At 66.7% G+C, this 26,292-nt stretch carries 25 protein-coding genes; 20 read left to right on the top strand and 5 right to left on the bottom strand.

Annotated elements, in window-relative coordinates; genetic code table 11:
• Window positions 1-164: 164 nt before the first annotated feature.
• Together pnp and AN936_RS17260 are read left to right on the top strand one after the other, a co-directional pair.
• On the top strand, window positions 165-2,486 hold the full coding sequence (pnp, locus tag AN936_RS17265) for a polyribonucleotide nucleotidyltransferase (RefSeq protein ID WP_054589184.1): 2,322 nt from the start codon (window positions 165-167) through the stop codon (window positions 2,484-2,486).
• Between the two features lie 199 nt (window positions 2,487-2,685).
• A complete protein-coding gene (locus AN936_RS17260; protein WP_158500107.1) occupies window positions 2,686-3,417 on the top strand; it encodes a hypothetical protein in 732 nt (243 codons plus the stop codon).
• Window positions 3,418-3,447: 30 nt separating this feature from the next.
• Here the strand turns inward: AN936_RS17260 and AN936_RS17255 are convergent, their stop codons facing one another.
• Window positions 3,448-4,980: a M28 family peptidase gene (locus AN936_RS17255; RefSeq protein WP_084758471.1), complete on the bottom strand. Its 1,533-nt coding sequence runs from the start codon at window positions 4,978-4,980 to the stop codon at window positions 3,448-3,450.
• Window positions 4,981-5,082: 102 nt separating this feature from the next.
• On the opposite strand from AN936_RS17255, the gene AN936_RS17250 reads away from it, so the two are divergent.
• The 14 genes from AN936_RS17250 (at window position 5,083) to phhA (ending at window position 19,790) form a co-directional block, all read left to right on the top strand.
• On the top strand, window positions 5,083-5,790 hold the full coding sequence (locus AN936_RS17250) for a peptidylprolyl isomerase (RefSeq protein WP_054590385.1): 708 nt from the start codon (window positions 5,083-5,085) through the stop codon (window positions 5,788-5,790).
• Window positions 5,791-5,851: 61 nt separating this feature from the next.
• A complete protein-coding gene (locus tag AN936_RS17245) occupies window positions 5,852-6,643 on the top strand; it encodes an outer membrane protein assembly factor BamD (protein WP_054589182.1) in 792 nt (263 codons plus the stop codon).
• A 49-nt stretch (window positions 6,644-6,692) separates the two neighbouring features.
• On the top strand, window positions 6,693-8,378 hold the full coding sequence (gene recN, locus AN936_RS17240) for a DNA repair protein RecN (RefSeq protein ID WP_054589181.1): 1,686 nt from the start codon (window positions 6,693-6,695) through the stop codon (window positions 8,376-8,378).
• Window positions 8,375-9,058, top strand: coding sequence for a GNAT family N-acetyltransferase (locus AN936_RS17235; RefSeq protein WP_234715615.1), 684 nt, complete (start codon window positions 8,375-8,377; stop codon window positions 9,056-9,058). Before recN ends, AN936_RS17235 begins: the two co-directional genes overlap by 4 nt.
• The gene (locus AN936_RS17230) at window positions 9,058-9,453 is read left to right on the top strand and encodes a putative quinol monooxygenase (RefSeq protein WP_084758468.1); all 396 of its coding nucleotides are present in this window, start codon (window positions 9,058-9,060) and stop codon (window positions 9,451-9,453) included. Before AN936_RS17235 ends, AN936_RS17230 begins: the two co-directional genes overlap by 1 nt.
• On the top strand, window positions 9,450-11,594 hold the full coding sequence (ligA, locus tag AN936_RS17225; protein ID WP_054589179.1) for an NAD-dependent DNA ligase LigA: 2,145 nt from the start codon (window positions 9,450-9,452) through the stop codon (window positions 11,592-11,594). The genes AN936_RS17230 and ligA overlap by 4 nt, the downstream gene beginning before the upstream one ends.
• 159 nt (window positions 11,595-11,753) lie before the next feature.
• A complete protein-coding gene (locus AN936_RS17220) occupies window positions 11,754-12,923 on the top strand; it encodes a sterol desaturase family protein (protein WP_054589178.1) in 1,170 nt (389 codons plus the stop codon).
• A gap of 40 nt (window positions 12,924-12,963) precedes the next feature.
• Window positions 12,964-13,356, top strand: a complete 393-nt coding sequence (locus AN936_RS17215) for a hypothetical protein (protein WP_054589177.1) — start codon at window positions 12,964-12,966, stop codon at window positions 13,354-13,356.
• Window positions 13,357-13,427: 71 nt separating this feature from the next.
• Window positions 13,428-15,419 (top strand): TonB-dependent receptor family protein, encoded by a 1,992-nt coding sequence (locus AN936_RS17210; protein ID WP_054589176.1) that lies wholly within the window; start codon window positions 13,428-13,430, stop codon window positions 15,417-15,419.
• Window positions 15,420-15,431: 12 nt separating this feature from the next.
• Window positions 15,432-16,772, top strand: coding sequence for a PepSY-associated TM helix domain-containing protein (locus AN936_RS17205; protein ID WP_054589175.1), 1,341 nt, complete (start codon window positions 15,432-15,434; stop codon window positions 16,770-16,772).
• Window positions 16,773-16,798: 26 nt separating this feature from the next.
• On the top strand, window positions 16,799-17,566 hold the full coding sequence (gene modA, locus AN936_RS17200; RefSeq protein WP_054590383.1) for a molybdate ABC transporter substrate-binding protein: 768 nt from the start codon (window positions 16,799-16,801) through the stop codon (window positions 17,564-17,566).
• The gene (modB, locus tag AN936_RS17195) at window positions 17,566-18,261 is read left to right on the top strand and encodes a molybdate ABC transporter permease subunit (protein WP_173585672.1); all 696 of its coding nucleotides are present in this window, start codon (window positions 17,566-17,568) and stop codon (window positions 18,259-18,261) included. Before modA ends, modB begins: the two co-directional genes overlap by 1 nt.
• Entirely contained in the window at window positions 18,251-18,868 is a 618-nt protein-coding gene (locus AN936_RS17190; protein WP_054589174.1) for an ATP-binding cassette domain-containing protein, read from the top strand. The genes modB and AN936_RS17190 overlap by 11 nt, the downstream gene beginning before the upstream one ends.
• Window positions 18,869-18,920: 52 nt before the next feature.
• The gene (phhA, locus tag AN936_RS17185) at window positions 18,921-19,790 is read left to right on the top strand and encodes a phenylalanine 4-monooxygenase (RefSeq protein ID WP_054590381.1); all 870 of its coding nucleotides are present in this window, start codon (window positions 18,921-18,923) and stop codon (window positions 19,788-19,790) included.
• Window positions 19,791-19,795: 5 nt separating this feature from the next.
• Here the strand turns inward: phhA and AN936_RS17180 are convergent, their stop codons facing one another.
• From AN936_RS17180 to AN936_RS17165, 4 genes are all read right to left on the bottom strand, one after another.
• Entirely contained in the window at window positions 19,796-20,767 is a 972-nt protein-coding gene (locus AN936_RS17180; RefSeq protein WP_054589173.1) for a 50S ribosomal protein L11 methyltransferase, read from the bottom strand.
• Between the two features lie 3 nt (window positions 20,768-20,770).
• Complete coding sequence (locus AN936_RS17175; protein ID WP_054589172.1) at window positions 20,771-21,463, bottom strand: SDR family NAD(P)-dependent oxidoreductase; 693 nt, start codon at window positions 21,461-21,463, stop codon at window positions 20,771-20,773.
• A gap of 118 nt (window positions 21,464-21,581) precedes the next feature.
• Window positions 21,582-22,934 (bottom strand): methyl-accepting chemotaxis protein, encoded by a 1,353-nt coding sequence (locus AN936_RS17170; RefSeq protein WP_054589171.1) that lies wholly within the window; start codon window positions 22,932-22,934, stop codon window positions 21,582-21,584.
• 127 nt (window positions 22,935-23,061) lie between these two features.
• Complete coding sequence (locus tag AN936_RS17165) at window positions 23,062-23,535, bottom strand: Lrp/AsnC family transcriptional regulator (RefSeq protein ID WP_173585671.1); 474 nt, start codon at window positions 23,533-23,535, stop codon at window positions 23,062-23,064.
• Between the two features lie 161 nt (window positions 23,536-23,696).
• Between AN936_RS17165 and ald the strand changes: the two genes are divergently transcribed.
• From ald to sdhD, 4 genes are all read left to right on the top strand, one after another.
• Entirely contained in the window at window positions 23,697-24,812 is a 1,116-nt protein-coding gene (gene ald / locus AN936_RS17160; RefSeq protein WP_054590379.1) for an alanine dehydrogenase, read from the top strand.
• Window positions 24,813-24,832: 20 nt separating this feature from the next.
• Window positions 24,833-25,066, top strand: coding sequence for a hypothetical protein (locus AN936_RS17155; protein ID WP_054589170.1), 234 nt, complete (start codon window positions 24,833-24,835; stop codon window positions 25,064-25,066).
• A gap of 375 nt (window positions 25,067-25,441) precedes the next feature.
• Window positions 25,442-25,891, top strand: a complete 450-nt coding sequence (gene sdhC, locus AN936_RS17150) for a succinate dehydrogenase, cytochrome b556 subunit (protein WP_054589169.1) — start codon at window positions 25,442-25,444, stop codon at window positions 25,889-25,891.
• A complete protein-coding gene (sdhD, locus tag AN936_RS17145) occupies window positions 25,884-26,291 on the top strand; it encodes a succinate dehydrogenase, hydrophobic membrane anchor protein (protein ID WP_054589168.1) in 408 nt (135 codons plus the stop codon). The genes sdhC and sdhD overlap by 8 nt, the downstream gene beginning before the upstream one ends.
• Window position 26,292 lies beyond the last annotated feature (1 nt).

The following is a 26,292-nucleotide window of genomic DNA, read 5'->3' as shown; positions in this document are numbered from 1 at the left end:
GCCGCTGTCATATTGGTCCCGCGCTCTTGCGCCGGACCGCAGGGCCGCTCCCGCATCCGGCGGGACCGCCATAGGGCAGACCGATGCCCTGAACCGCCCCGGGCCGGATTGCCCGGAATCAGAGGCCCCGCCCGGCATAGGGCCCGGCGGGCGAAGGAAACCACATGTTTGACGTGAAAAAAGTATCGATCGAGTGGGGCGGTGAAACGCTGACGCTCGAAACGGGTAAGGTTGCCCGTCAGGCCGACGGCGCCGTGATGGCGACGCTGGGCGAAACGGTCGTTTTGTGCGCCGTGACCGCCGCGAAGTCGGTGAAGGACGGGCAGGATTTCTTCCCGCTCACCGTCCACTATCAGGAAAAATATTCGGCCGCCGGCCGCATCCCGGGCGGCTTCTTCAAGCGCGAACGCGGCGCGACCGAAAAGGAAACGCTCGTCAGCCGCCTGATCGACCGTCCGATCCGTCCGCTGTTCCCCGAAGGTTTCTACAACGAAATCAATGCCATTGCTCAGGTTCTGAGCTATGACGGCCACAACGAGCCCGACATCCTCGCGATGGTCGCGGCGTCGGCCGCGCTCACCATCTCGGGCGTGCCCTTCATGGGCCCGATCGGCGCTGCGCGCGTCGGCTATGTCGACGGCGAATATATCCTGAACCCGACCGATGCGCAGGTTGCCGAGGGCGACCTCGACCTCGTCGTCGCCGCCACTTACGACGCGGTGATGATGGTCGAATCCGAAGCCAATGAGCTGTCGGAAGAGGTCATGCTCGGCGCCGTGCTGTTCGCGCACGACGCGTGCAAGGAAGTCGTCAAGGCGATCGTCAAGCTCGCCGAACAGGCTGCCAAGGATCCGTGGGAAGTCGCCGCCGGCGACGACAATGCCGCGATCAAGGACAAGCTGAAGAAGCTGATCGGCAAGGACATCGCCGCCGCCTACAAGCTGACCGACAAGTCGGCCCGCTCGAACGCGCTCAACGAAGCGCGCGCGAAGGCGAAGGCACAGTTCGCCGAAGACGGCCTCAGCCCGCAGGAAGTCATGGCCGGCATCAAGCTGACCAAGAAGCTCGAAGCCGAAATCGTTCGCGGCGCCATCCTGAAGGACGGCAAGCGCATCGACGGCCGCACGACGACCCAGATCCGTCCGATCGTCGCCGAAACGCACTTCCTGCCCCGCGCGCACGGCTCGGCGCTGTTCACCCGCGGTGAAACGCAGACCATTGCGACCGCGACGCTCGGCACCAAGGAAAGCGAACAGATGGTCGATGGCCTCAACGGGCTGTCGTACCAGAACTTCATGCTGCACTATAACTTCCCGCCCTATTCGGTCGGTGAAGTCGGCCGCTTCGGCGCGCCGGGCCGCCGCGAAGTCGGTCATGGCAAGCTGGCATGGCGTGCGCTGCACCCCGTGCTGCCGACGAAGGACGAATTCCCCTATACGATCCGCCTCACCAGCGACATCACCGAGTCGAACGGCTCGTCGTCGATGGCGTCGGTCTGCGGCGGCAGCCTTGCGATGATGGACGCCGGCGTGCCGATCAAGCGTCCCGTCTCGGGCATCGCGATGGGCCTGATCCTCGAAGGCAAGGATTATGCGATCCTCAGCGACATCCTCGGCGACGAGGATCACCTCGGCGACATGGACTTCAAGGTGGCCGGCACGTCCGAAGGCATCACCACGATGCAGATGGACATCAAGATCGCGGGCATCACGCGCGAGATCTTCGAAGCCGCGCTGAACCAGGCCAAGGAAGGCCGCGCGCACATCCTCGGTGAGATGAACAAGGCGCTCGGCGAAACCCGCAGCGAATTGTCGGCGCACGCGCCGCGCATCGAGACGATGCAGATCGACAAGTCAAAGATCCGCGACGTCATCGGTACCGGCGGCAAGGTGATCCGCGAGATCGTCGCGACCACCGGCGCCAAGGTCGACATCGACGACGAAGGCCTGATCAAGATCTCGTCGAGCGACCTCGACCAGATCGAAGCAGCCCGCAAGTGGATCAGCGGCATCGTCGAGGAAGCCGAAGTCGGCAAGATCTATGACGGCAAGGTCGTCAACCTCGTCGATTTCGGTGCGTTCGTGAATTTCATGGGCGGCAAGGACGGTCTCGTCCACGTCAGCGAAATCAAGAACGAACGCGTCGAGAAGGTCTCGGACGTCCTCGCCGAAGGTCAGGAAGTCAAGGTCAAGGTGCTCGAGATCGACCAGCGCGGCAAGGTCCGCCTGTCGATGCGCGTCGTCGATCAGGAAACCGGCGAAGAGTTGGAAGACACCCGCCCGGCGCGCGAACCCCGCGAACCGCGCGGCGATCGTGGTCCGCGCCGCGACGGCGACCGCGGTGACCGTGGTCCGCGTGGCGGCGGTGGCCGCGATCGCGGTCCGCGCCGCGACGGCGGCGACCGTGGCACCCGAGGCGAAGGGCGCCGCGAGCGCAACGACGGTCCGGAAGATCAGGGCCATGTGCCCGATTTCCTGAAGGACTAAGTCCTTCGGCTATCGAACAAGGGAAAGGGGCCGCGTTTGCGGCCCCTTTTTTGTTAACATTTGAAGCGATATGAATGGTGCCAATCGCAGGGGAGGGTGAGCGGTGCCGAGATCAATGACATTGCTATTGGTTACGGTGCTTCTCGCCATCGCCGCCTCCTTTAGCGTTCCGACTAGTGCCTGCGCTTGCGTCGATCCTATGCCAGACAAGGAATTGCGCGCCCTGATCCGGTTGGCGGATCAGGGCGATATCCGGGCCACCGGACAAGTTTGGCAGGAATATGCTCTGGTGCGGGAGGACCGTCGCAATGCGAAGCTTTGGGCGAGTCGGGCTATTCGGGCGGGCGACCCGGATACCATGGAGTCCATGGCCGACGATTGGATGTGGGAGGGCCAGCGCGCCGTCGAAACGCGACACAAGCTGGTGTTTTACGATGCCGCTCTTCGACTGTTGGAAAATGGATATCGCAATCGCCGCTTGCTCCCCACCTGCGGTGGGGCCGGTCTGAACGACCGGTATTTTTATGTCGCGAATATTCGCAGAGCGCGCGCTGCCTTGGCTACCGCCCGCAATGGTCCAGACGTGTGGATACAGCGCGCGAATAAAGGCAGCTCATCGGCCGCCTATCATTTGGCGAATCATTATTTTTGGGTCGAACTCGACCAGACAAAGCGTGGCCAGTGGGAGCGCCGCGCTTCCGAACTTGGCGATCCCATGTTCGCCGGCAATATTGTTCTCGGGCGGCCAGCGTCGGAAGATATTCGCGATATCCTGTACGCATTGGGTAAAAAGCCCGAAATCGCGAAACTCGGGGACGCATGGGTGCAAGATGCCGTGACGGCCGATCTTCGGGATCGCCTCGCCCGAACGCGACACTTTGCGAGCGGGAAGACAGGCAAATTTAGCGGCGGCTCCTGTAAAACCGCCTGACGAGACTATCGGAGCGCGGCCCGAGCCAGCTTACGGTTTTAAGTATCCGGGTCGCAATGGACTATCCGCATTCCATCCCGGCACGCTATCCTTGTTCGCAACCCGGTCGACCAGCGCATAGAAGAAGCGGTTGAAATCACCCGCCGCCTGCCAGTCGATCGGCTGACCCGGATCGTCCTGCGGCGTGTGATAGCCGGTCTTGTACCAGTGCCGGTATATTTCCTCGCTCTTTGTGCCCGGGCGATATCCGAAGACGAAGCCCGTCGCCGGGATGCCCGCCTTGATGAACGCCCAATGCTCCGACCGCTTCAGCATGTTGCGTTCGGGTTCGGGGTCGCGCTGGACCGCGATGCCCAGCCCCGTCGCCACATCCCGGGCATCGACGCCGAGGCTGTTGTCTTCGAGCGCATGGACGGTGAGCAGGTCGAGCGGGAAGATCGGCCGGAGCTGGTCGAGGTTGATGTTCCCCGCCAGCGCCGCCTTGGGGAGCGTCGGATGGGTGACGAAATATTCGCCGCCGAGCAGTCCCTTTTCTTCGCCCGCAAAGGCCGCGAACAGCACCGGGCGCGCATAACCCTTGCCCTGCCGCTGCTGCGCGAGGCGAATCAGCAGCGCGACATAGGCGGCATCGTCGAGCGTGCCGTTATAGAGATTGTCGCCGCCGATCGGCTCGCCATAGCCGTACCCGTCGAGATGGGCGGACAGGACGATCGCTTCGCCGGCGCGCGCCGGATCGGTCCCGGGCAGCAGCCCCAGCACGTTCGACGAGCTGATCCGGCGGGCCTTGGTCTCGATACGCGCGTCGAGCGGATCGGCGATGTCGAAAGCGGGCAGCGGGTCGCCGCGGCTGCCCCGCGCGATCAGGTCGGCGGCCTCGGCGCCGCTCTTGCCGGTGAGGGTGCCGAGCGCGCCCGCATTGACGACGATCCGTACGAAGCGGTCGGTATCGGCGGAAGCTCCCGCGAGCCTGACCTGCCGTGCATAGGCGGCGGGCCAGCGCGGCGGCTCGACGGTGAAGCCGGGGTCGGCGATGCTCAATATGCCGATGCCGCCCGCCGCCTTGACCGCGGCTTCGCGGTCGGCATCGCCGGGCAGTCCGGCGCGCCGCGTCGCATGGCAGATGACGATCTTGCCTGCGACCATGCCTAGTACCGACGCATCGCAATAGCCGCGATAGGCGAGCGGGGCGGTGAACTGCAAAGGCATCGCCGCTGTGGGGGTGAAGCGATAATCGTACAGGAAGGTCAACGGGCGGCCGCCGACGCGCAATGCGGCGCGGGTGATCGCGATCTCGTCCATGGCCACCGGCTGGAACCAGCCGCCGTCGTTACCGGCGGGCTTGAGCCCGGCCGCCGCGAAGGCGCGCGCGACGACATCGGCAGCGCGATCATAACCCGCCGAACCCGTGTCGCGGCCTTCCATCGCGTCGCTCGACAGCTCCTCTGTGATCGACCACCAGGCTTTGGTGTCGGCATCGGCCGTTTCGGGCGGTGATGCCAGCGCGGCCGTTGCCAGGGAAGCCGCCGTCAGACCTGCCGCACACAGAAGCGCTGGAAAACGCATGCCAATCCCCTTGTTCAACCGGGGTGTCTTAACGAAGGCGGCCGCGCTGACAAACAGCAAAAGGGGTCGCCACCGCCGCGCCGCGCGGTTATGCCTTGGCCCATGCTGACCATCATTCTCTCCGCGCTCGCGCTCGCCGCCCAAGGTCCGACCACCCCGACCGTTCCACCCTCGGCGACCCAATTGCCGCCGCCTGCGCCGCCGGTCCCTACGCCCGTTACATCGGTCGTGGATACCGACACACGGCCATATGTTGCGCTCGCGACCGATCTCGGCACGATCACGGTGCGGCTCGAGGACAAGCGCGCGCCGGTCACCGCCGCCAATTTCCTCCGCTATGTCGATACGAAGCGGATGGACGGGTTCAAATTCTATCGTTCGACACGTAGCTGGGGGCCCGCCAGCCAGCTCATTCAGGCAGGCAATCGCGGCGACGCGCGCAAGAATTTCCCCGTCATCGCGCACGAGCCGACGAACGTCACGGGCCTCACCAATTGCAAGGGGGCGCTGGTGATGGCGCGGCTCGCGCCCGGCGACGCGATGACCGATTTCTTCCTGCTGCTCAGCGATATCCCGGGTTTCGACGCCGATCCGGCGCAGAGCGGCGACAATGCGGGCTTTGCGGTGTTCGGCGAGCTGGTCGGCGGCGCCGACGTCGCCGAAAAGATTTTTGCGGCTCCGGTCTCGCCGACTGCGGGCGAAGGCGTGATGCAGGGCCAGATGCTCGAACCGATGGTGACGATCAAGACCGCCCGCCGGATTCCCGCGCCCGCTGACGCACCGAAAGGCTGTGTCGTCAAGGCGCCGTAAAGCTGCGTCCACAGGCGATCATTTATTTTGCGTTCATGCGCGCTGTGGCTATACCGCCCGCATGACTCAGCGTCCCTCTTCGCGCGCCATGACGCGCCTGCTCGCCGCCGCCCTGTTGATTTCGCCTCTGGCGGCCTGTGCCGGGGGTGGCGGGGTCAAGAAGGACACGCGCTATGTCGCGCGCGACGTCAACACGCTTTACCGCGCCGCGCAGGACCGGCTCGAACGGCGCCAGTATCGCCTTGCCGCCGCGCTGTTCGACGAGGTCGAGCGCCAGCATCCCTATTCGCCCTGGGCGCGCCGGGCGCAGCTGATGAGCTCGTTCAGCTATTATATGGACCGCGAATATACCCCGGCGATCGAATCTGCGCAGCGCTTCCTCGCCATCCATCCGGGCAACAAGGACGCGGCTTATGCCTATTATCTGATTGGCGTCAGCTATTATGAGCAGATCAGCGATGTGACCCGCGACCAGAAGATCACCCAGCAGGCGTCGAACGCGCTGGGCGAGGTCATCCGCCGCTATCCCGACAGCCGCTATGCCGCCGACGCGCGGTTGAAGGTCGACCTCGTGCAGGATCACCTTGCCGGCAAGGAAATGGAGATCGGCCGTTTCTATCAGCGCAGCTCGAACTGGCTCGCCGCGTCGATCCGCTTCCGCGAGGTCATCGACAAATATCAGACGACCAGCCACGCGCCCGAGGCGCTTTATCGCCTGACCGAATCCTATCTCGCGCTTGGCATCCCGGCGGAAGCCAAGAAATCGGCCGCGGTGCTCGGCGTCAACTATCCGGGCAGCAAATGGTACGAGCGCGCGTACAAGCTGATGCAGAAGCACGCGCCGAGCGCCTGATTTCGCGCCGGCGTGGATTCGCGCTTTGTTCTAATGTAAGGGGCGCATTGTGCTGACCGCCCTGTCCATCGCCAATATCGTGCTGATCGAGCGGCTCGACCTCGATTTCGAGGCGGGGCTCGGCGTGCTGACCGGCGAGACCGGGGCGGGCAAGTCGATCCTGCTCGATGCGCTCGGCCTCGCGCTCGGCATGCGTGCCGACAGCGCGCTGGTTCGGCAGGGCAGCAATCAGGCACAGGTGACGGCAAGCTTCGCACCGCCCGCGCCGGGCACGTCGCTTGCCGACCTGCTCGCCGCGAACGAAATCGCGCTCGAAGCGGGCGAACCGCTGCTGATACGCCGCACGCTGAAGGCCGACGGCGGCAGCCGCGCCTTCCTCAACGACCAGCCCTGTTCGGCGGCGCTGCTCCGCGAAATCGGCACCCATCTGGTCGAGATCCATGGCCAGCACGACGACCGCGGCCTGCTGGCGCCCGCCGGGCACCGGGCCCTGCTCGATACCTATGCGCGCGCCGATACGGCGGCGGTGGCGTCGGCGCATGCCGCGTGGCGCGCCGCCGAAGCGAAACTCGCCGCCGCGCGCGCCGCCATCCTCGAAGCCGAACGCGATCGCGAATGGCTCGCGCATTGCGTTACCGAATTACAGGCGCTCGGTCCGCAACCGGGAGAGGAAGCCGAACTCGCCGAAGCGCGCGCCGCGATGCAGAAGGGCGAACGGCTGGCCGGCGACCTCGGCGCGATCATGGAAGCCTTCGAGGGAAGCGAAAGCGGCCCGGCGCTGCTGCGCGGCGCGGCGCGGCGGCTCGACCGGCTTGCGGGCGATCATCCGCTGCTCGCCGAGGCGCTTGCCGGGCTCGACCGCGCGATCATCGAGGCCGACGAGGCCGAGACGAAGCTGCACGAAGCGGCGCGCGCGATGGAATATGACCCCGAGCGGCTCGAAGCGACCGAGACGCGCCTGTTCGAACTGCGCGCGATGGCGCGCAAACACAATGTCCAGCCCGACGATCTTGCGGCGTTGACCAGCGACCTCGCCGCGCGGCTCGATGCGATCGAGGGCGGCAGCGCCGGGCTCGCGAAGCTCGAAGCGGCGGTGGCAGAGACGGCCGCCGCCTACACCCATGCCGCGACCGCACTGTCCGACCTGCGCACGAAAGCGGCGGCGCGGCTCGACGCGGCGGTGGCGGGCGAACTGGTGCCGTTGAAGCTCGACGCGGCGCGTTTCCGGACGCTCGTCGAGCGTCTGCCCGCGGAACGCTGGGGCGAGGCCGGAATGGACCGCGTCGAATTCCTCATCTCGACCAACCCCGGCGCGCCCTTTGCGCCGCTCGCCAAGATCGCGTCGGGCGGCGAGCTTTCGCGCTTCATCCTCGCGCTCAAGGTCGCGCTCGCCGAAGAGGGCGGCGCTGACACGATCATCTTCGACGAAATCGACCGCGGCGTCGGCGGCGCGGTGGCGAGCGCGATCGGCGAGCGGCTGGCGCGGCTGGCCAAGGGAACGGGAGGGGGCGCGGGGAAGCAATTGCTCGCCGTGACGCACAGCCCGCAGGTCGCGGCGAAAGGCGCCGCGCATTTCATCATCGCCAAGTCGAGCGAAGGGACGGTCACCCGCACCAGCGTCCGCGCGCTCGACGACGCCGGCCGCCGCGAAGAAATCGCGCGCATGCTGTCGGGCGCCGAAGTCACCGACGAAGCGCGCGCGCAGGCCGAACGGTTGCTGGAGGTCGCCGCGTGAGCGGGCACCCCCTCGACCGGCCGATCTGGAGTATGCTGACGGGGCGGCAGGCGCATCTTGCCGAGGGCGATGATCGCGCGCTCAGGATCGATCGCGGTTACGGCGTTTTCGGCGTCGCGGCCGATACGGGCGCTGGGGCGCAGGCGGCGCTTGCCGCGCTGGTGCCCGACGAGGGCGAACTTTGGATCGTCGAGGGCGAGCCGGCGTCCGTGCCGCCCGGGATGCGCGAGGTAAAGCGCGCCGTGCTCGCGCAGATGGTCGCCGAAGGCGCGCCGCCGGTACCGCGCGCCGGCGAACCCGATATTCTGCCGCTCGGCGAGGATGATGCGGCCGAAATGGCGACGCTGGCTGAACATGCCAAGCCCGGTCCATGGGGTCCGGCGACGCATCGTTACGGTCCGTTCTTCGGCATCCGCGAAGAGGGCCGCCTGCTCGCGATGGCGGGGCAGCGCATCCTCGTGCCGGGCATGGCGGAGGTCAGCGGCGTGTCGACATGGGAGGATTGCCGCGGCCGCGGGCTGGCGCGGGCGCTGATCGGCCATGTCATGCGCGCTATGGTCCGGCGCAGTGAGCAACCCTTCCTGCACAGCTACGCCGACAATAAGGGGGCGATCGCGCTCTATGAATCGCTCGGCTTTCGCACCCGCCGCGAGGTGCATGTGCTGGTGATCGCGCGGTGATGAACCGGCGCGAACATATCGCGGCGCTGGTGGCGATGGCGACGATGTTGTTGCCGGCGGGACAATTGAAGGCGCTGGAGGCGCAAATGGAAGAAGTTGTTCCCGAATATGGCCTGATCGGCCAGATGATGGCGCAGCCGGGGCAGCGCGCGGCGCTGATCGCAATCCTGTCCGAAGGAACGGGATCGATGCCCGGCAATATGGGCTATCTGATCGGCGAGGACAGTACGAACCCCGACGCGATCTGGATCGTCGAAATCTGGGAGACACAGGAGGCGCATGCTGCGTCGCTGAACCTGCCAGCAGTGCAGGATGCGATCAAAAGGGGGCGTCCGCTGATTGCAGGATTTGGTACTCGCGCCGAGTTCAAGCCGGTGGCAAAAGCCCGTGCATGACCGAGATTGAATCGCTGACCGAAGCCGATGCCGCCAACGAACTGATGCGGCTGGCGAAGACCATCGCCCGTCACAGCAAGCTTTATCATGCCGAGGACGCGCCCGAAATTTCGGATGCCGACTATGACGCGCTTGTCCGCCGAAACAACGAACTCGAAGCGGCCTTCCCGAACCTGATCCGCGCCGACAGCCCGAACAACCAGATCGGCGCCGCGGTCGAGGCTTCGCCGCTGGCAAAAGTGACGCATGCGCAGCGGATGATGAGCCTCGACAATGCGTTCAGCGGCGAGGATGTCGAGGAATTCGCGGCGCGCGTGCGGCGCTTCCTCAATCTCGGCGAGGGCGACATCGTCGCGCTGACCGCCGAGGACAAGATCGACGGCCTGTCCTGTTCGCTACGTTACGAAAAGGGCAAGCTCGTGCAGGCCGCGACGCGCGGCGACGGCAGCGTCGGCGAGGACGTTACGCCCAATGTCCGCACCATCGCCGACATCCCGCAGCAGCTTGCCGGCGCGGTTCCCGACGTCTTCGAGATCCGCGGCGAAGTTTACATGGCGAAGGCCGATTTCACCGCGCTCAATGCGCGGCTGCTCGCCGAGGCCGACGACCCCAAAAAGGCGCGCCAGTTCGCCAATCCGCGCAACGCCGCCGCCGGATCGCTGCGCCAGAAGGACGCCGGCATCACCGCCGCGCGCCCGCTGCGTTTCCTCGCGCACGGCTGGGGCGAGGTGAGCGACGTTCCCGAGACGACGCAATTTGCGATGATGAAGCGGATCGAAAGCTGGGGCGTGCCCGTGTCGCCGCTGCTCGGGCGCTTCGAGGCGGTCGAGGATGTGCTCGCCCATTATGCGCTGATCGAGGCCGAGCGCGCCGAGCTGCCCTATGATATCGACGGTGTCGTCTACAAGATCGACAGGCTCGACTGGCAGGCACGCCTCGGCTTCGTGGCCAAGGCGCCGCGCTGGGCCATTGCGCATAAATTCCCCGCCGAACGCGCGCAGACGACGCTCGAAGCCATCGACATCCAGGTCGGCCGCACCGGCAAGCTGACCCCGGTCGGACGGCTCGTCCCCGTCACCGTCGGCGGTGTCGTCGTCTCGAACGTCACGCTGCACAACCGCGACGAGATCGGGCGACTCGGCGTGCGGCCGGGCGACCGCGTCGTCGTCCAGCGCGCCGGCGACGTCATCCCGCAGGTGGTCGAAAATCTGACCCGCGACGAGGATCGCGCGCCTTACATTTTCCCTGACCATTGCCCCGTCTGCGGCAGCGAAGCCGTCGCCGAGGAAGGCGAGGTCGACGTCCGCTGCACCGGCGGCCTGATCTGCAACGCGCAGAAGTTCGAACGCCTCCGCCATTTCGTCAGCCGCGGCGCGCTCGATATCGAGGGGCTCGGCGAAAAGAGTATCGCGGAGTTTCTTGAGCTTGGCTGGCTCGACAAGGGACCCGCCGATATCTTCCGTCTCAGGAACCACCGCGCCGAACTGCTCGGACGCGAGGGGTGGAAGGAAAAGTCGGTCGACAACCTTTTCGCCGCGATCGAGGTGAAACGGCAACCCGACGCGGCGCGGCTGCTGTTCGGGCTCGGGATCCGCCATGTCGGCGCGGTGACCGCGCGCGACCTGCTCAAGGGGCTGGGCGATATCGCGGTTCTTCCGGGGAAAGCCGCTGAAATTCAGGCGTATCTCGACGCGAATCCGCAGGCCGAAGGCGAGTCCGACGGCAAGTTCGTCGCGCGCAAGATGGAGGCGATCAAGGCGATCCTCGACGTTCGCGCCGACGGGATCGGGCCCGCGGTCGCCGAAGCGCTGGGCGATTTCTTCCACGAGCCGCATAATCGCGCCCTGTGGGACGATCTCCTCTCCGAAGTGTCGCCGCCGCCTTATGTGGTGGAGACGCGAGAAAGCGAGGTTTCGGGAATGACGGTGGTGTTCACCGGCAAGCTCGAAACGATGAGTCGCGACGAAGCAAAGGCGCAGGCCGAGGCGCTGGGCGCCAAGGCGGCGGGATCGGTGAGCGCGAAGACCGACCTCGTCGTCGCGGGGCCCGGCGCGGGGTCGAAGCTCAAGCAGGCAAGCGCGCTCGGCATCCGCGTGATCGACGAGAGTGAATGGGCGGAGATTGTCGCGGCGGCTGGGTAAGTAACGCTATCCCGTCACCCCGGACTTGATCCGGGGCCCGCCTTTCTTGCAGGAGTGAAGGCGGGTGCCGGGTCAAGCCCGGCATGACGAGTGAGAGGCTGAGACTGAACGGTGCGCATCGTCACAGACGGCGCGGCCAATATGCTGTGAAGGGGCCACATGGCAAAGCGTGACTATCTTCAGAAGCTGATGCGCGATCTCGAATCGCATACCGAGGTGCGCCGCTTCGGCAGCGGCTGGCTGTCGGGCTTTTTCGGGCTGCTGTTCGCAATCGCCGGTTTTTTCATGGTCGTTGCGCTGCGCTTTCCCGACTGGTTCGCAACCCCCGAGCTGGCGATCATCAAGGATTGGGGCGGATTTCGCGGCCTTGTTCATGCGGTGCTGCTCGTCAGCTATGGCCTCTCCCTGCTCAGCCTGCTGCTGCGGCCGCGCAAGGTGCTCGGCCTGACCGCGCTGATGATCGGACTGGCGGCAATCCTCGTCGGCGGCTCGAACGTCCAGCCGCAGGAGACGCGCGACTGGGGCATTTTCTTCGGGCTCGACTTTTTCGTCGTGAACCTGCTCGTCACAGGCTTCATGTTCGCGCCATTGGAGCGCGCCTTTCCGCATCGCCGGACGCAGCGCCTGTTCCGCACCGAATGGCGCGAGGACCTCTTCTATTATCTCGTCAGCACGATGTTCGTACAGGTGCTCGGCTTCCTTGCGCTCGCGCCCTCGACGATCATCAACGAACATACGTCGAACTGGCAGGCGTTCCGCACCGCGGTCGCCTCATTGCCCTGGATCGTCCAGTTCGCGATCGTGCTCGTCGCGTCGGACGTGGCGCAATATTTCTTCCACCGCACCTTCCATCGCTACCCCTTCCTCTGGGGTTTCCACGCGGTGCATCACAGCGCGAAGTCGATGGACTGGCTCGCAGGGTCGCGGATGCATTTCGTCGAGATCATCCTTTTGCGTTCGATCACCTCGCTGCCGCTGTTCACCCTCGGCTTCAGCCCGTCGGTGATGCAGGCCTATATCGGCTTCGTCTATGTCTGGTCGTCGCTGCTCCACGCCAATGTCGGGGGCAATTTCAACCGCCTCGGCCACTGGATCGCGACGCCGCGCTTTCACCACTGGCATCACGGGCTCGAGCGCGAGGCGTTCGACGTCAATTTCGCGATCCACTTCCCGTGGATCGACAAGCTCTTTGGCACCTTCCATCTGCCGAAGGACCGCTGGCCCGAAAATTACGGCATCCCCGAGGATGTCCCGAAAAACTATTGGGGCCAGTTCCTCTACCCATGGACGCGCACCGGCAAGAAGACCGACGAGACACCGGCCGAATAGCGACTTGCCACGCCCGGGCGGCGCGCATAGGAGCCGCCGCGTGAGTCTGCTCGCCGCCTTTCGCCGTCCCGGCATCCTCTTGCTGCTGCCGCTGCTGCTCGCGCTCGCCGCGCGGGTGCTCGTCGCACCGGGCTGGATGATCGAAAGCGATGCCGGCGGGTCGATCACCGTCCGCGTCTGTTCGGATCCCGCCAATCCCGGCGCAACCGTGACGATCCCGATCGAAAAACTGGGTGACCATCAGGCGGGCGAGGGGCAGCAGCATTGCCCATGGGGCGCGCTCGCCGCCGCACCGATCGTTCCCGATCTGCCGGTGCTGCCCGCGGCACCGATACTTGCCGAACCGGCGCCCGTCGCGCTGGCTTCGCTCGGCTTTGCCCCTGGCATCGCCTCGCCGCTGCCGCCGAGTACCGGACCACCCGCCTTCGCCTGATCCAGCCTGAAATGCCGCCCGCGCGCGAAGCGCGGTGCGGTTCCATGCCTGTATCCGGGGAAGATTTTCCGATGAAATATTCTGCATATTGCGCGGCGCCCTTGCTCGCGCTCGCCACCTGTCTTGCCGCCGCGCCCGTCCGTGCCGAGGAGGCCGACGCCACCATCATCGTCACCGCGCCGACCGCGACCGACGCCGCCGAAGGGCGCGCCGCGCGCACGCCCGGCGGCACCGATATCGTCGCGCACGAAGATTATGCCGACAAGGCGGTCGTATCGCTGCGCGACGCGCTCGCCTTTTCGCCCGGTGTCTATCTCCAGCCGCGTTTCGGGCAGGAGGTGCGGATCTCGATCCGCGGGTCGGGGCTGTCGCGCGGCTATCATATGCGCGGGCTGACGCTGCTGCAGGACGGGATTCCGATCAACCTCGCCGACGACAATGGCGATTTTCAGGAACTCGAACCGATCTTCTTCGACCATCTCGAAGTCTATCGCGGCGCCAACGCATTGCGCTTCGGGTCGGGCACCTTGGGCGGCGCCATCAATGGGGTGACCCCGACCGGCCGCAGCGCCGAGGGAGTATACCTGCGCGCCGACGTGGGCAGTTTCGATAGCTGGCGCGGGCTCGTCGCCGCGGGCGTGGCGGGGCCGCAGGTCGAGGCATGGGGGGCGATCAGCGCCGACACCTCGGACGGCGACCGCGACCATGCAAAGCGCCGGAGCGTCCGCTTCCACGGCAATGTCGGGCTGAAATTCAGCGACATGGTTGCGACCCGCTTCTACGCGAGCTTCAACCGCATCCGGCAGGACCTGCCCGGCGCGCTGACCTGGGACGACGCGCTGAGCGCGCCGCGCCGGGCCAACGCGGCGGCGGTCGCGGGCGATCAGGCGCGCGATATCGATTCGCTGCGTCTCCAGAACCGCACCAGCTTCGATTTCGGTGCGGTGAAACTCGACGTCGGCGCTTTCGTCAATGCGAAGGCGCTGCATCATCCCATCTATCAGCTCATCGACCAGAAGAGCGTCGATCGCGGCGCCTTCTTCCGCTTCGATTATGCGGGCGGTCCGGTCGAGGCGACGCTCGGCGGCGAATTGCGCGTCGGCGACGTCGCTTCACGGCGCTTCCTCAATCTGGCGGGCAAACGCGGCGCGAAGACCTTCGACGCCACGCAGGATGCGCGCACCGCGACGCTGTACGGCGAAGTGCGGCTGCGGCCGGTCGAGACGCTGACGCTGATCGCGGGCGGTATCTATGCCGACGGGATGCGCCGCCAGCATGAGGTGTTCAACAATGGCCCGGTCGATCGCGGCGGCCGCGCCGATTTCGATGCTTTCTCCCCCAAGGCGGGGGTGCTGTTCGAACCGGCGCCGGCGATGCAATTCTACGCCAACTACAGCCGCTCGGTCGAATTTCCCGGGTTCATCGAACTCGCGCAAGTGTCGGCCTTCGTTCCGCTCGATCCGCAACGCGCGTGGACGGCCGAGATCGGCACGCGCGGCCAGTCGGGTATCGCGAGCTGGGACCTGTCCTTCTACCGCGCCGACATCGGGGGCGAGTTGCTGCAATATACGGTCGGCGCCGATATTCCCGCCTCGACCTTCAACGCCGGTAAGACGCGGCACGAAGGGATCGAAGCGGCGCTCGAACTCGCGCCGACCGGCTGGCTGCGGCTGCGGCAGGTCTATGCCTACAGCAATTTCCGCTTCCGCGATGATGCCCAATATGGCGACAACCGCCTGCCGGTCGTGCCGCGCCACGTCTACCGCGCCGAATTGCGGCTCGGCAGCGACAATCTGCATATCGCACCCAATTTCGAATGGGTGCCGCAGGGGCCATTCGCCGATTACGGTAACGCGGTGCGGACGCCCGGCTATGCGTTGATCGGGATCACCGGCGGCGCGCGTCTGGCCGAGCGCATCGACGCCTTCGTCGATGTCCGCAACGTCACCGGCAAGAAGGCGATCGGCGATATCAGCGCCGCGATCGCGGTGACCGATACGTCGGCCATCTATTATCCGGTCGAACGCCGCGCCGTGTCGGCCGGCCTTCGCGCGCGTTTCTGAGAGGGGCGGGGGATGACCGACATCAAGACCGCGCCGCTCTATCGGACGATCTGGCGCTGGCATTTCTATGCCGGGCTGTTCGTCATCCCCTTCGTCCTTCTGCTGTCGCTGACCGGCGCCGCCTATCTGTTCAAGCCGCAGCTCGACCGATGGCAGGAACGCGGCTGGCGCGGGCTGCCGGCGGCCGAGCGCGTCGACGCCGACGCGCAGGTCGCGGCGGCGCTGGCCACCTATCCGGGCGCCAGTTTTCACTATTACCGCATCCCCGCAGCGCCGGGCGATGCGGCGGTCGTCCATCTCGCCCTGCCGGGCGGCGGCATGCGCGACGTCGCGGTGTCGCCGCGCGGGCGCGTCGTCGGCGCCGCCGATCCCGACGCGCGCATCTCGGCCTGGCTCGCGCGCATCCATTCGAGTCTGCTGATCGGGCGCGCCGGCGGCCTGCTCGTCGAACTCGCGGCGAGCTGGGCGATCGTGATGATCCTGACCGGCCTCTACCTTTGGTGGCCGCGCGGGCGCGGGGCGGCGGGGGTGGTCTGGCCGCGCCTGTCGCTCGGCGGCCGCGCGGCCTTGCGCGATCTTCACGCGGTGACCGGCTTCTGGGTCTCGGGTCTCGCGCTGGTCCTGCTCCTCACCGCCTTGCCGTGGACCGACGTCTGGGCGAGCGGCTTCCGGACCGTGCGCGCCGAAATGGGCTGGGTAGCGGGGGCACCGGACTGGAAGGGCGGCGCGGATCCGCATGCCGCGCACGATCATCGCGCCATGGCGATGGCCGCGCCTGCCGCCGCGCCGGCCGGCGTCCCGCTCGCCACCATCGTGTTGCGCGCGCGGAGCGAGGCGCTGCCGCCGCCGGTGATCGTCCAGCCGCCCGGCGCGCCGAACCTGTTCGGGCCGCCGAACGGCGATGTGTGGACGCTGACGACGCAGACGCAGAACCGGCCGCTGGTGCGCAAGGTCGGCTATGACCCCGCAACGGGCATCGAGGTGTCGCGATCGGGTTTCGCCGACAAGCATGTCATCGACCGTATCGTCGGCATCGGCATCGCCTGGCACGAGGGCGCGCTGTTCGGGATGGTCAGCCAGTTGATCGGGGTGGCCACGGCGCTCGCGCTGGTGACGCTCGCGATTTCGGGTTTCCTGCTTTGGCGGCGGCGCAAGCCGGAAGCGGCGCTCGGCGCGCCGCCGCTACCGCGCGATCCGGCGCGATTGCGCGGTGTGGCGGCGATCATCCTGTTGCTTGCAGGGCTGTTACCGCTACTCGCGGCGTCGCTGATCCTGCTGTGGATCGTCGATTGGCTGGTGATACCCCGGCTGCCGCGGCTCGCGCGCTGGCTCGGCGTTCGTGCCTTGGCGTGACCTATCCGGCCGTATATAGCGGTCCGATGATCCGTCTTCTCCGCCAGCTTTGCCTCGTTCTTGCCGCGCTTTTGTTCGCACCCGCTACGCTGGCGGCCGATCGCGGTCCGGTGGTGCTGGCCGCCGCCAGCCTGCAGGAATCGCTGACCGAAGCGGCCGATGCATGGGTGGCGAAGGGGCACCCCAAACCCGTGCTGTCGTTCGCCGCCTCGTCGGCGCTCGCGCGGCAGGTGATCGCCGGCGCCCCCGCCGACCTGTTCCTGTCGGCCGACGAGGAATGGATGGACGCGGTCGCGAAGGCGGGGCTGCTGCGCCGGGGGACGCGCACGACATTGCTGGGCAACCGGCTGGTGCTCATCGCCCCGGCGGCGAGTGCGGTCCGGCTCACGCCCGCGCGCGGTTTCCCGCTGGCCCGCGCCCTCGGCAGCGGCCGTCTCGCGCTCGCCGATCCCGATGCCGTCCCGGCCGGCAAATATGCGAAGGCTGCCCTGATCCATCTCGGCGTGTGGACCGGCGTCGCGGCTCGGGTCGCGCCGGCCGAAAATGTCCGCGCCGCGATGGCGCTCGTCGAACGCGGCGCCGCGCCGCTCGGCATCGTCTATGCGACCGATGCGAAAGCGTCACGCGCGGTGCGCGTCGTCGGTACCTTCCCCGCGGCGAGCCACCCGCCGATCCGCTATCCGGTCGCGGTGCTCAAGGCATCCCGGCACAAAGACGCGGCCGGTTTCCGCGCCTTCCTGCTGTCGAAACAGGCGCGCGCCATTTTTGCGCGCCACGGATTTTCGACGCCCTGATGCTCTCCGCCGAGGAATGGAGCATCGTAGCGCTGTCGCTGAAGGTCGGCGGCGCGGCGGTGCTCGTCACGCTGCCGGTCGCCTTCGCACTCGCCTGGGTGCTGGCGCGGAAGCGCTTTCCGGGGCGTGTGCTGCTCGACGGGCTCGTCCATTTGCCGCTCGTACTGCCGCCCGTGGTCACCGGCTGGTTGCTGCTCATCGCCTTCGGGCCGCTGGGGCCGGCCGGGCGCTGGCTTGAAAGCTGGTTCGGGGTCAGCCTGATGTTCCGCTGGACCGGTGCCGCGCTCGCCGCGGCGATCATGGCGCTGCCGCTGATGGTGCGCGCGATGCGGCTGTCGATCGAGGGCATCGACCGGCGATTGGAGGGCGCGGCGCGGACGCTCGGCGCCGGCCGCTGGCATGCCTTCCGCACGGTCAGCCTGCCGCTCGCGCTGCCCGGCGTGCTCGCCGCGCTCGTGCTCGGCTTCGCGCGCTCGATCGGCGAGTTCGGGGCGACGATCACCTTCGTATCGAACATTCCGGGCGAAACGCGGACGCTGCCGCTCGCCATCTATTCGGCGTTGCAGGTGCCGGGGGCGGAGGCGATGGTCACGCGGCTGGCGCTGCTCTCGGTCGCGCTATCGCTCGGCGCGCTGGTGCTCTCCGAATGGCTGGTGCGGCGAACGCACGCAGGCAGGCGGCCGCATGGCGATTGATATCGACATCGAACGGCGGCTCGGCGACCGGGTCATCGCGGCGCGCTTTACCGCCGGTCCGGGGCTGACCGCACTGTTCGGCCCGTCGGGGGTGGGCAAGACGAGCATTCTCAACATGGTCGCCGGGCTGCTGTGCCCCGACCGCGGGCATATCCGCGTCGGCGCGCGAACGCTGTTCGGGGGCGGCGTCGACCTGCCGCCCGAAGCGCGGCGAATCGGTTATGTGTTTCAGGACGGCCGCCTGTTCCCGCATCGCCGGGTGCGCGCCAATCTGCTGTACGGCCACGACCTTGCCGACCCCGCCGCGCGCTGGATGGGCCTCGACGAAGCGGTCGACTTCCTCGGCATCGGTCACCTGCTCGGGCGCTGGCCCGCGAGCCTGTCGGGCGGCGAGGCGCAGCGCGTTGCGATCGGCCGCGCGTTGCTCAGCGGCCCCGAATGCCTGCTGATGGACGAACCTTTGTCGTCGCTCGATGCGGCGCGGCGCGGCGAGATCATGGCGGTGATCGAACGGATTCGCGACGAGCTCAAGCTGCCGATCCTCTATGTCAGCCATGACCGGGCGGAGGTCGACCGGCTGGCGACCGGGGTCGTCGCGCTGGAGTGAGGCGGGCAGGAGAAGTTTCAATTGAAACCTTGTCATGCTATGTGCCGGGTCGATGAAAAGTCCTGATACGCACGTCCATCAGACGCCGCCGCCGGGTTCCGCGCCGGACTGGACCTGTCCGCAGAATTGGGATGCCTTTTCGCCCGACGAACATGCGATGTGGGATCACCTCTTCGCGCGCCAGTCGGACATGTTGCCGGGGCGCGCCTCCGACGCTTTCCTGCGCGGGATCGACGTCCTCCGGCTCGAAAAGCCCGGCATTCCCGATTATCGCGAACTCAATGCGCGGCTCGTCGATGCAACGGGGTGGCAGGTCGTGGCGGTGCCGGGGCTGGTGCCCGACGAGGTCTTTTTCGACCATCTCGCGAACCGGCGCTTTCCAGCGGGCAATTTCATCCGCACCCCCGAACAGCTCGATTATCTTCAGGAGCCCGACGTCTTCCACGACGTGTTCGGCCATGTCCCGATGCTCGCCGACCCGGTGTTTGCCGACTATATGGTTGCCTATGGCCTCGGCGGGCTGCGCAGCCTGAAATTCGACGCGCTTAAGCAGCTCGCGCGCCTTTACTGGTATACGGTCGAATTCGGCTTGATCCGCGAAGCTGGCGGCCTGCGTATCTACGGCGCCGGCATCGTCTCTTCCTATGCCGAGAGCATCTTCGCGCTCGAGTCGGACAGCCCGAACCGCATCGGTTTCGACCTTGCGCGCGTCATGCGCACCGATTACCGGATCGACGATTTCCAGCAGAATTATTTCGTCATCGACAGCTTGGACCAGCTTCTCGACACGACGGTCAACACCGACTTGGCGCCGCTCTATGTCGAAAACGCCGCGCTACCGCCGATCCCGATCGCCGACATCCTGCCCGGCGACGAGGTGATCACGCGCGGCACGCAGGACTATGCGGCGGCGAAAGCCTAGCTGCTTTACCAGCTCCCGAAGCTCGCATCCGACGGGCTCGCGCGGTGTCGCGCGCGTTCCTTGCGCCGCCAGCCATAGCGCCGCCGCTTGACCAGCAACAGGCACGGCCATTCGGCGCTGCCGCCGCGCGCGGCGAGGCGAAAGCCCTGCGCACGATAGGCGGCGAGCACCGGCTCCATCTGCCGCGCGATCAGCCCGGCGAGGATGGCACGGCCGCCCGGAGCGGTCGCGGCGGCGATATCGGGCGCCAGTGTGATCAGCGGTCCCGCAAGGATGTTGGCGACGACCAGATCGTAGGGCGCGCGGTGGCGGATCGCCGGATGGTCGGTTCCCGGCGCGACCGCGAGCGCGAGGCGTCCGCCGCCGCGGCCGAGCGGCACGCCGTTAATTGCGGCATTGTCGCGGGTGACGAGGATGCTCGCGGGGTCGATGTCCGATCCGATCGTCTTGGCGCGCGGCCACAGCGCCATCGCGGCAAAGGCGAGCAGGCCGGTCCCGGTACCGATGTCGGCGATGTTGCGCGGGCTTGCGCCGGCGCGCGCGAGCCGGTCGAGCATCGCGAGGCAGCCCGCGGTCGTGTCGTGCCCGCCGGTGCCGAACGCCTGGCTCGCGTCGATCAGGAATGAAATGGTGTCAGGCGGAACGCGATCGGCGTGGCTGCTGGTATGAACGAAGAAGCGGCCGGCCTGCACGGGTTCGAGCCCCTGCTGGCTCAGCGTCACCCAATCCTCTTCGGGTAGCTCGCTCACCGCGGGTTTGACGCCCTTCGCACTCGGCACGAACGACTGCAGCAATTTGAGCAGCGCCGCGCCCGGCTTGTCGTCCATATAGGCGTCGAGCTGCCACAGCCCAGCGTCCTCGTCGATCTCGCGCGTCACCACGACGGGGGCTTCGGGCAGCACATCGAGTTCGGGGATTTCGCCCGACAGCGCTTCGGCCTCGTCGCGCGTGCAGGGGAGGGAGACGAGCCAGCTCATCGTCTAGCGCACATAGCTGGCGCCATTGGCATCGAGCACCGCGCCGGTCATCGACGGCGGCGCGTCGAGTGCGCACCAGCGCGCCATTTCGCCGATCTCCTCCGGCGTGGCGACGCGGCCGAGCGGAATCTCGGCGAGCAGGTCCGCACCGCCTTCGCCCGCCAGATGCTCTTCGGCCATCCGGGTCAGCGTGAAGCCGGGGCAAATGGCAAAGGCGAGGATGCCGTCCTTGGCATAGCCGCGCGCGATCGTCTTGGTCATCGCGACCATGCCCGCCTTCGACGCCGCATAATGCCAATGCGCCGGGCTGTCGCCGCGATGCGCGGCGCGGCTCGCGATGTTGACGATGCGGCCCGCGGCATTGCGCTGCTGCCAGTGCAGTACGGCGCGGCGACAGAGCTGCGCGCTCGCGGTCAGGTTGATCTGCAGCGTCCGGTTCCAGTTCGCGAGCCAGTCGGCGTCGCCGGCGTCCAGCACATTGTCTTCGAACACCCCGGCATTGTTGACGAGCACGTCGATCCGCCCGTCCAGCCGGCCGAGGCTCTGCTGCCACAGCCGTTCGGGAACCGCGGGATCGCCAAGGTCGCCGTCGGCGCTCGACAGCGCGACAACCTTCGTTTTATCGCTGGCCAGCGCGTCGACGATCGCGGCGCCGATACCGCGGCTGGCGCCGGTAATCAGGATATGGGTCTGCATGGCTCCGCCATAGAGGCCCTGCGGGGGCTATGCTAGAGTGTGATCCCCGGCGAAAGCCGGGGCCCAGCCCTGACCCGCGATGGGCCCCGGCTTTCGCCGGGGATCACGGCAGGGGGCGTTACGCCACCCTGCGGCTGAACTCGCTTGCCGCCTGTTCGAGCGACTGGAGCCGCGCGCCCATTTTGGCGAATTCGTTGCTGAGCACGCTGATCTCGCTCGCGACCATCCCCGAATCGTTGCGGATGCTGGCGATCGTCGACGACATGCTGTCGGCGGCGAGCGCGGTTTCATCGACCGCCGCAGTGATCGAGGTGACCGTCTGCGCCTGCGCGTCCATCGCGTGCTGGATGCGCCGCGCCGATTGCTGGACCTCGACGATCGTCGCCTGGATCGACTGGTTGGCGCTGACCGACCCGCGCGTCGCCTGCTGGATCGCGGTGATCTTGCCCGCAATATCGTCGGTCGCGCGTGCGGTTTCATTGGCGAGGCTTTTGACCTCCTGCGCGACGACGGCAAAGCCGCGGCCCGATTCGCCGGCGCGCGCTGCTTCGATCGTCGCGTTGAGCGCCAGCAGGTTGGTCTGGCCCGCGATCTCGCGGATCAGGCCGAGGATCGATTCGATCGACTGGGCATGGTGCGACAGCGTTTCGGACATCGCCACCGCTTCGCCCGCCTGTTCGGAGGCGCGCGTCGCGACGCTCGCCGATGCCTCGACCTCGCTCCGCGCATCCTCGATCGCGCGGATCAGCCCCGCAGCAGTCGATGCCGCTTCGCGCATCGCCATCGCCGATTGTTCGGATGCTGCGGCGACTTCGCTGGTCTTGGCGATCATGTCCTTTGCGGCGTGGTCGGCCGATGCGGCCTGCTTGGCGAGCTGCTGACGCACCCCGTCGGTGTCCTGGACCAGCGAGGCGATCGAACGGTCGAAATCGCCCGCGAGCGACTGACGTTCGGCCGATATCACGGCGCGGTCGAGCTTTTTCGCATAACGCTGCATTACGTCATATTCGAGCAGGCCGAGGCGGTTGATCGCGCTGGTCAGCCGGACGATGCGTTCGGCATCGCCGCCGCACGCCGCCACCACATATTCGATCGTCAGGCGCTGGCTCTCGGCCATGCACGACAGCACCGATGCGAGCGGCAGTTTGACGCGCCGCGCCATATGCGTGTTCTGGCAAGCGATCGTCGCCACTTCCTGACCGGCGGCATCGCGATATTTCGCCTCGGTGTGGCGGGTGCTGCCCTTGATATAGGAATGGAGAAGCTCGCCCTCGACCTTGCGCTCGATACTCGGCAGGGCGTTGAAGCTGTCCCAATAGGCGCGCGCGATGCTTTCTTCGCGCCCGGCGATGATGCCGTGGATTTCCATGGCATCGGCGGCGAGCCTTCCGTCGAGATCGTAGAAGGGGAAGCGTTCGACCATCAAAACGGGGTCGATCTGCTGCTTATGAATCGGATTTTCCTTCACCATATCCCGTGCCCTCGTCGATCGCGCGCGGAGGCGCGGATCTGCCGCCCGCATTGGTCCGCGAAACTCGTAACCGGGATATGCTGCGGACCGGGTAAATTCGCCGTTAACCAACCGCGCTATTTTTCGCTTATCGCCCGTCGGGCGCGCGCACCGGATAGCCCTCGAACGCCTTGATCGTCCGCAGGGTAAAGGCGCTGTGCATCGCGGCGACGCCGGGCAGGCGCGACAGGCATTGGCGGTGCAGCCGGTCGAAGTCGGCGACGCTGCGCGCCGCGACACGCAGCCGGTAATCCGACGCGCCCGACATGAGCTGGCACTCAAGGATCTCGTCATAACTTTTAACCGCGCTTTCGAACGCGTTGAGCGCCTCCTCGCTCTGTGACGTCAGGCTGATGTCGACGAACACGTCGAGGCCGAGCCCGATGCGGTCCGGCGCCAGCCGCGCGGCGTAACCGGTGATGATTCCCGCGGTTTCGAGCGCGCGGATGCGGCGATGGCACGCCGACGCGGACAGGCCGACTGCCTCGCCCAGTTCGGCGGCGGGGCGCGGGCCGTGCCGTTGCAGCAAGTTGAGGAGCTTTATGTCGATTCGATCAATCATCGTGCGTCCAATGCCGATTACGCGCAAAAATCGTGCGTCCTTGTCGCGAAACGAACGACGATATGCAAGCACCTCGCACCATGGTTCTGCTATATCGCGTCCATAAGGTCGCCGGCATCGCGGCAGTGCGCGAGCGGCGGCTTGGCAATGGAGAGCGAAGCATGATCATCGGCACCCCCAAGGAAATCAAGAACCACGAATATCGCGTCGGCCTGACCCCCGAAAGCGCGCGCGAACTCGTCGTCCACGGCCACCGCGTGCTCGTCCAGACCGGCGCCGGCGCAGGCATCGGCGCGCACGACCGCTATTATGTCGAAGCGGGCGCCGAGATCGTCCAGACCGCCGAGGAAATCTTCGCCACTTGCGAAATGGTCGTGAAGGTCAAGGAGCCGCAGGCGGTCGAGCGCGCGATGCTCCGCGAAGGGCAGATCCTCTATACCTATCTCCACCTCGCGCCCGATCCCGAACAGACGCGCGACCTGATGAAGTCGGGTGCGGTGTGCATCGCCTATGAAACCGTGACTAGCCCGCACGGCGGCCTGCCGCTTCTCAAGCCGATGAGCCAGGTCGCGGGCCGCATGTCGATCCAGGCCGGCGCGACCGCGCTCGAAAAGGCACATGGCGGCCGCGGCGTCCTGCTCGGCGGCGTTCCCGGCGTCGCGCCGGGCAAGGTCACGGTGATCGGCGGCGGCGTCGTCGGCTTCAACGCGGCCCAGATGGCGGCCGGCCTCGGCGCCGACGTCACCATCCTCGACCGCGATCCCGAAGTGCTCGAACGCGTCGGCACCTTCTTCGAATCGCGCGCCAAGACGCGCTTCTCGAACCGCGCCAACCTTGCCGAATGCGTCGCCGAAGCCGACCTCGTCATCGGCGCGGTGCTGATCCCCGGTGCCGAGGCACCGAAGCTGGTCAGCCGCGAGATGCTCGGCACGATGCAGGCCGGGTCGGTGCTCGTCGACGTCGCGATCGACCAGGGCGGCTGTTTCGAAACCAGCCACGCGACGACGCACGCCGAGCCGACCTATGTCGTCGACGGCATCGTCCATTATGCGGTCGCCAACATGCCGGGCGGCGTTGCGCGCACCAGCACTTATGCGCTCAACAACGTGACCCTGCCGCATGCGCTGCGCATCGCCGACCTCGGCTGGAAAGAGGCTTTGAAGCGCGACATGCATCTTGCGCAGGGTTTGAACGTTTGGAATGGTAAGGTGACGTTCGAAGCCGTAGCGGAAGCGATCGGAACCGATTATGTGCCTGTTGATCAGGCGCTCGCCTGACAACAAGGACAGAAGACCCGATGACCGACCAGGTGCCGCCTCCCCCGCAGGATGAGGAAGAAGAGAATGAAGTGATCCGCGCCGCGCGCGAGCGTCAGCAGCAGCGCGAGGCAGCCGAAGCCACCGAAGCGGCCGACAAGGACGCCGCGAAGGGCAAGCGCGGCTGGAAAACCGCGGCGGCGGCGGGTCTCGGCATCGGCTCGGCGGCGGTAATCGCCGCGCTGCTTTACGCGAACCGCGGCAAGATCAAGTGATGCCTTTTCCCGCGCGCTGACAGCGCGTGGCTTGGATATGCGTCATCCCCCCTCAAGGCGGGACCCCAAGGGCGGCCCTGTGCCGCCCTTTTTCCTGCGCGAAGCAATGGCAGCTTCCGGCCTAAAAGCGGACACGTCCCTCTTCGTCACCCCGGGCTTGACCCGGGGCCTGCCTTTTCTTTGATGCGGCGACGAAAGAAGAAAGGCGGGTCCCGGGTCAAGCCCGGGATGACGACTTAACAAGCGGCAGCTTCCCACCCCAAAGCCGCCCGTCTTCGCCCCAATCTCGTCAAGATGGACTTAAGGCAATTGCATATCGTGGCTGGAGGGCTTACCGGCACCGCATCGACCGTTTAGAGTCAGGACAGGGCTGATATGGCTGGCAACGAACCGAGTGCGCGTCCGCGCGCCCCGCACCTGCAGGTGTATAAATGGGGGCCCGCGATGGCCACCTCGATCCTCCACCGCGTCAGCGGCGACGGTCTTGCGATCGTCGGCGCGCTGATGTTCCTCTGGTGGCTCGGCGCGCTTGCCGCCGGTCCCGACGCCTATGCCGCCTTCATCGCCTGCGTCTGGCACGACCCCAGCCCCGAAGCCGGCACCTTTCATCAGATCACCAACATCCTTGGCAAGGTCGTGCTGATCGGGCTGACCTGGGCCTTTTTCCAGCATCTTTTCTCGGGTCTGCGCCACCTCGTCCTCGACACCGGCGCGGGTTACGAGCTCAAGACCAACAAGCTGTGGTCGACCGTCGTCATCCTCGGCGCGCTGCTCGCGACCGCGGTGACCTGGCTCTATATCTTCAAGGAGGCGCTTAATGGGTAACGGAACGCGCCTCGGCCGGGTGCGCGGGCTCGGCTCGTCGCACCATGGCTCGCACCATTGGCTGCAGCAGCGCCTGACCGCGCTCGGCAACATCTTGCTCGTCGGCTTCCTCTTCGTCTCGTTCCTGCGGTTGCCGATGACCGACCACGGCGCGGTCGTACGCTGGGCGTCGAACCCGACGGTCGCGCTGGCGCTGATCCTGATGGTGGTCAGCGTTTTCTGGCACCTTCGCCTCGGCCTGCAGGTGCTGATCGAGGATTATGTCCACGGCGACGGGACGCGCCTGCTCGCGCTCGTCCTGCTCAATTTCTACGCGATCGGCGGGGCCGCCTATGGCATCTTCGCGATCGTCCGCATCGTGCTTGCGCCCGCCGCCGGGCTCGCTCCGGGGGGAATGTAAG

Source organism: Sphingopyxis macrogoltabida (assembly GCF_001307295.1).
In the GTDB taxonomy this organism is placed as follows: Bacteria; Pseudomonadota; Alphaproteobacteria; order Sphingomonadales; family Sphingomonadaceae; genus Sphingopyxis; species Sphingopyxis macrogoltabida_B.
Note: the sequence above shows the minus strand (reverse complement) of the source record. Positions and strands in the feature narration are given on the sequence as shown.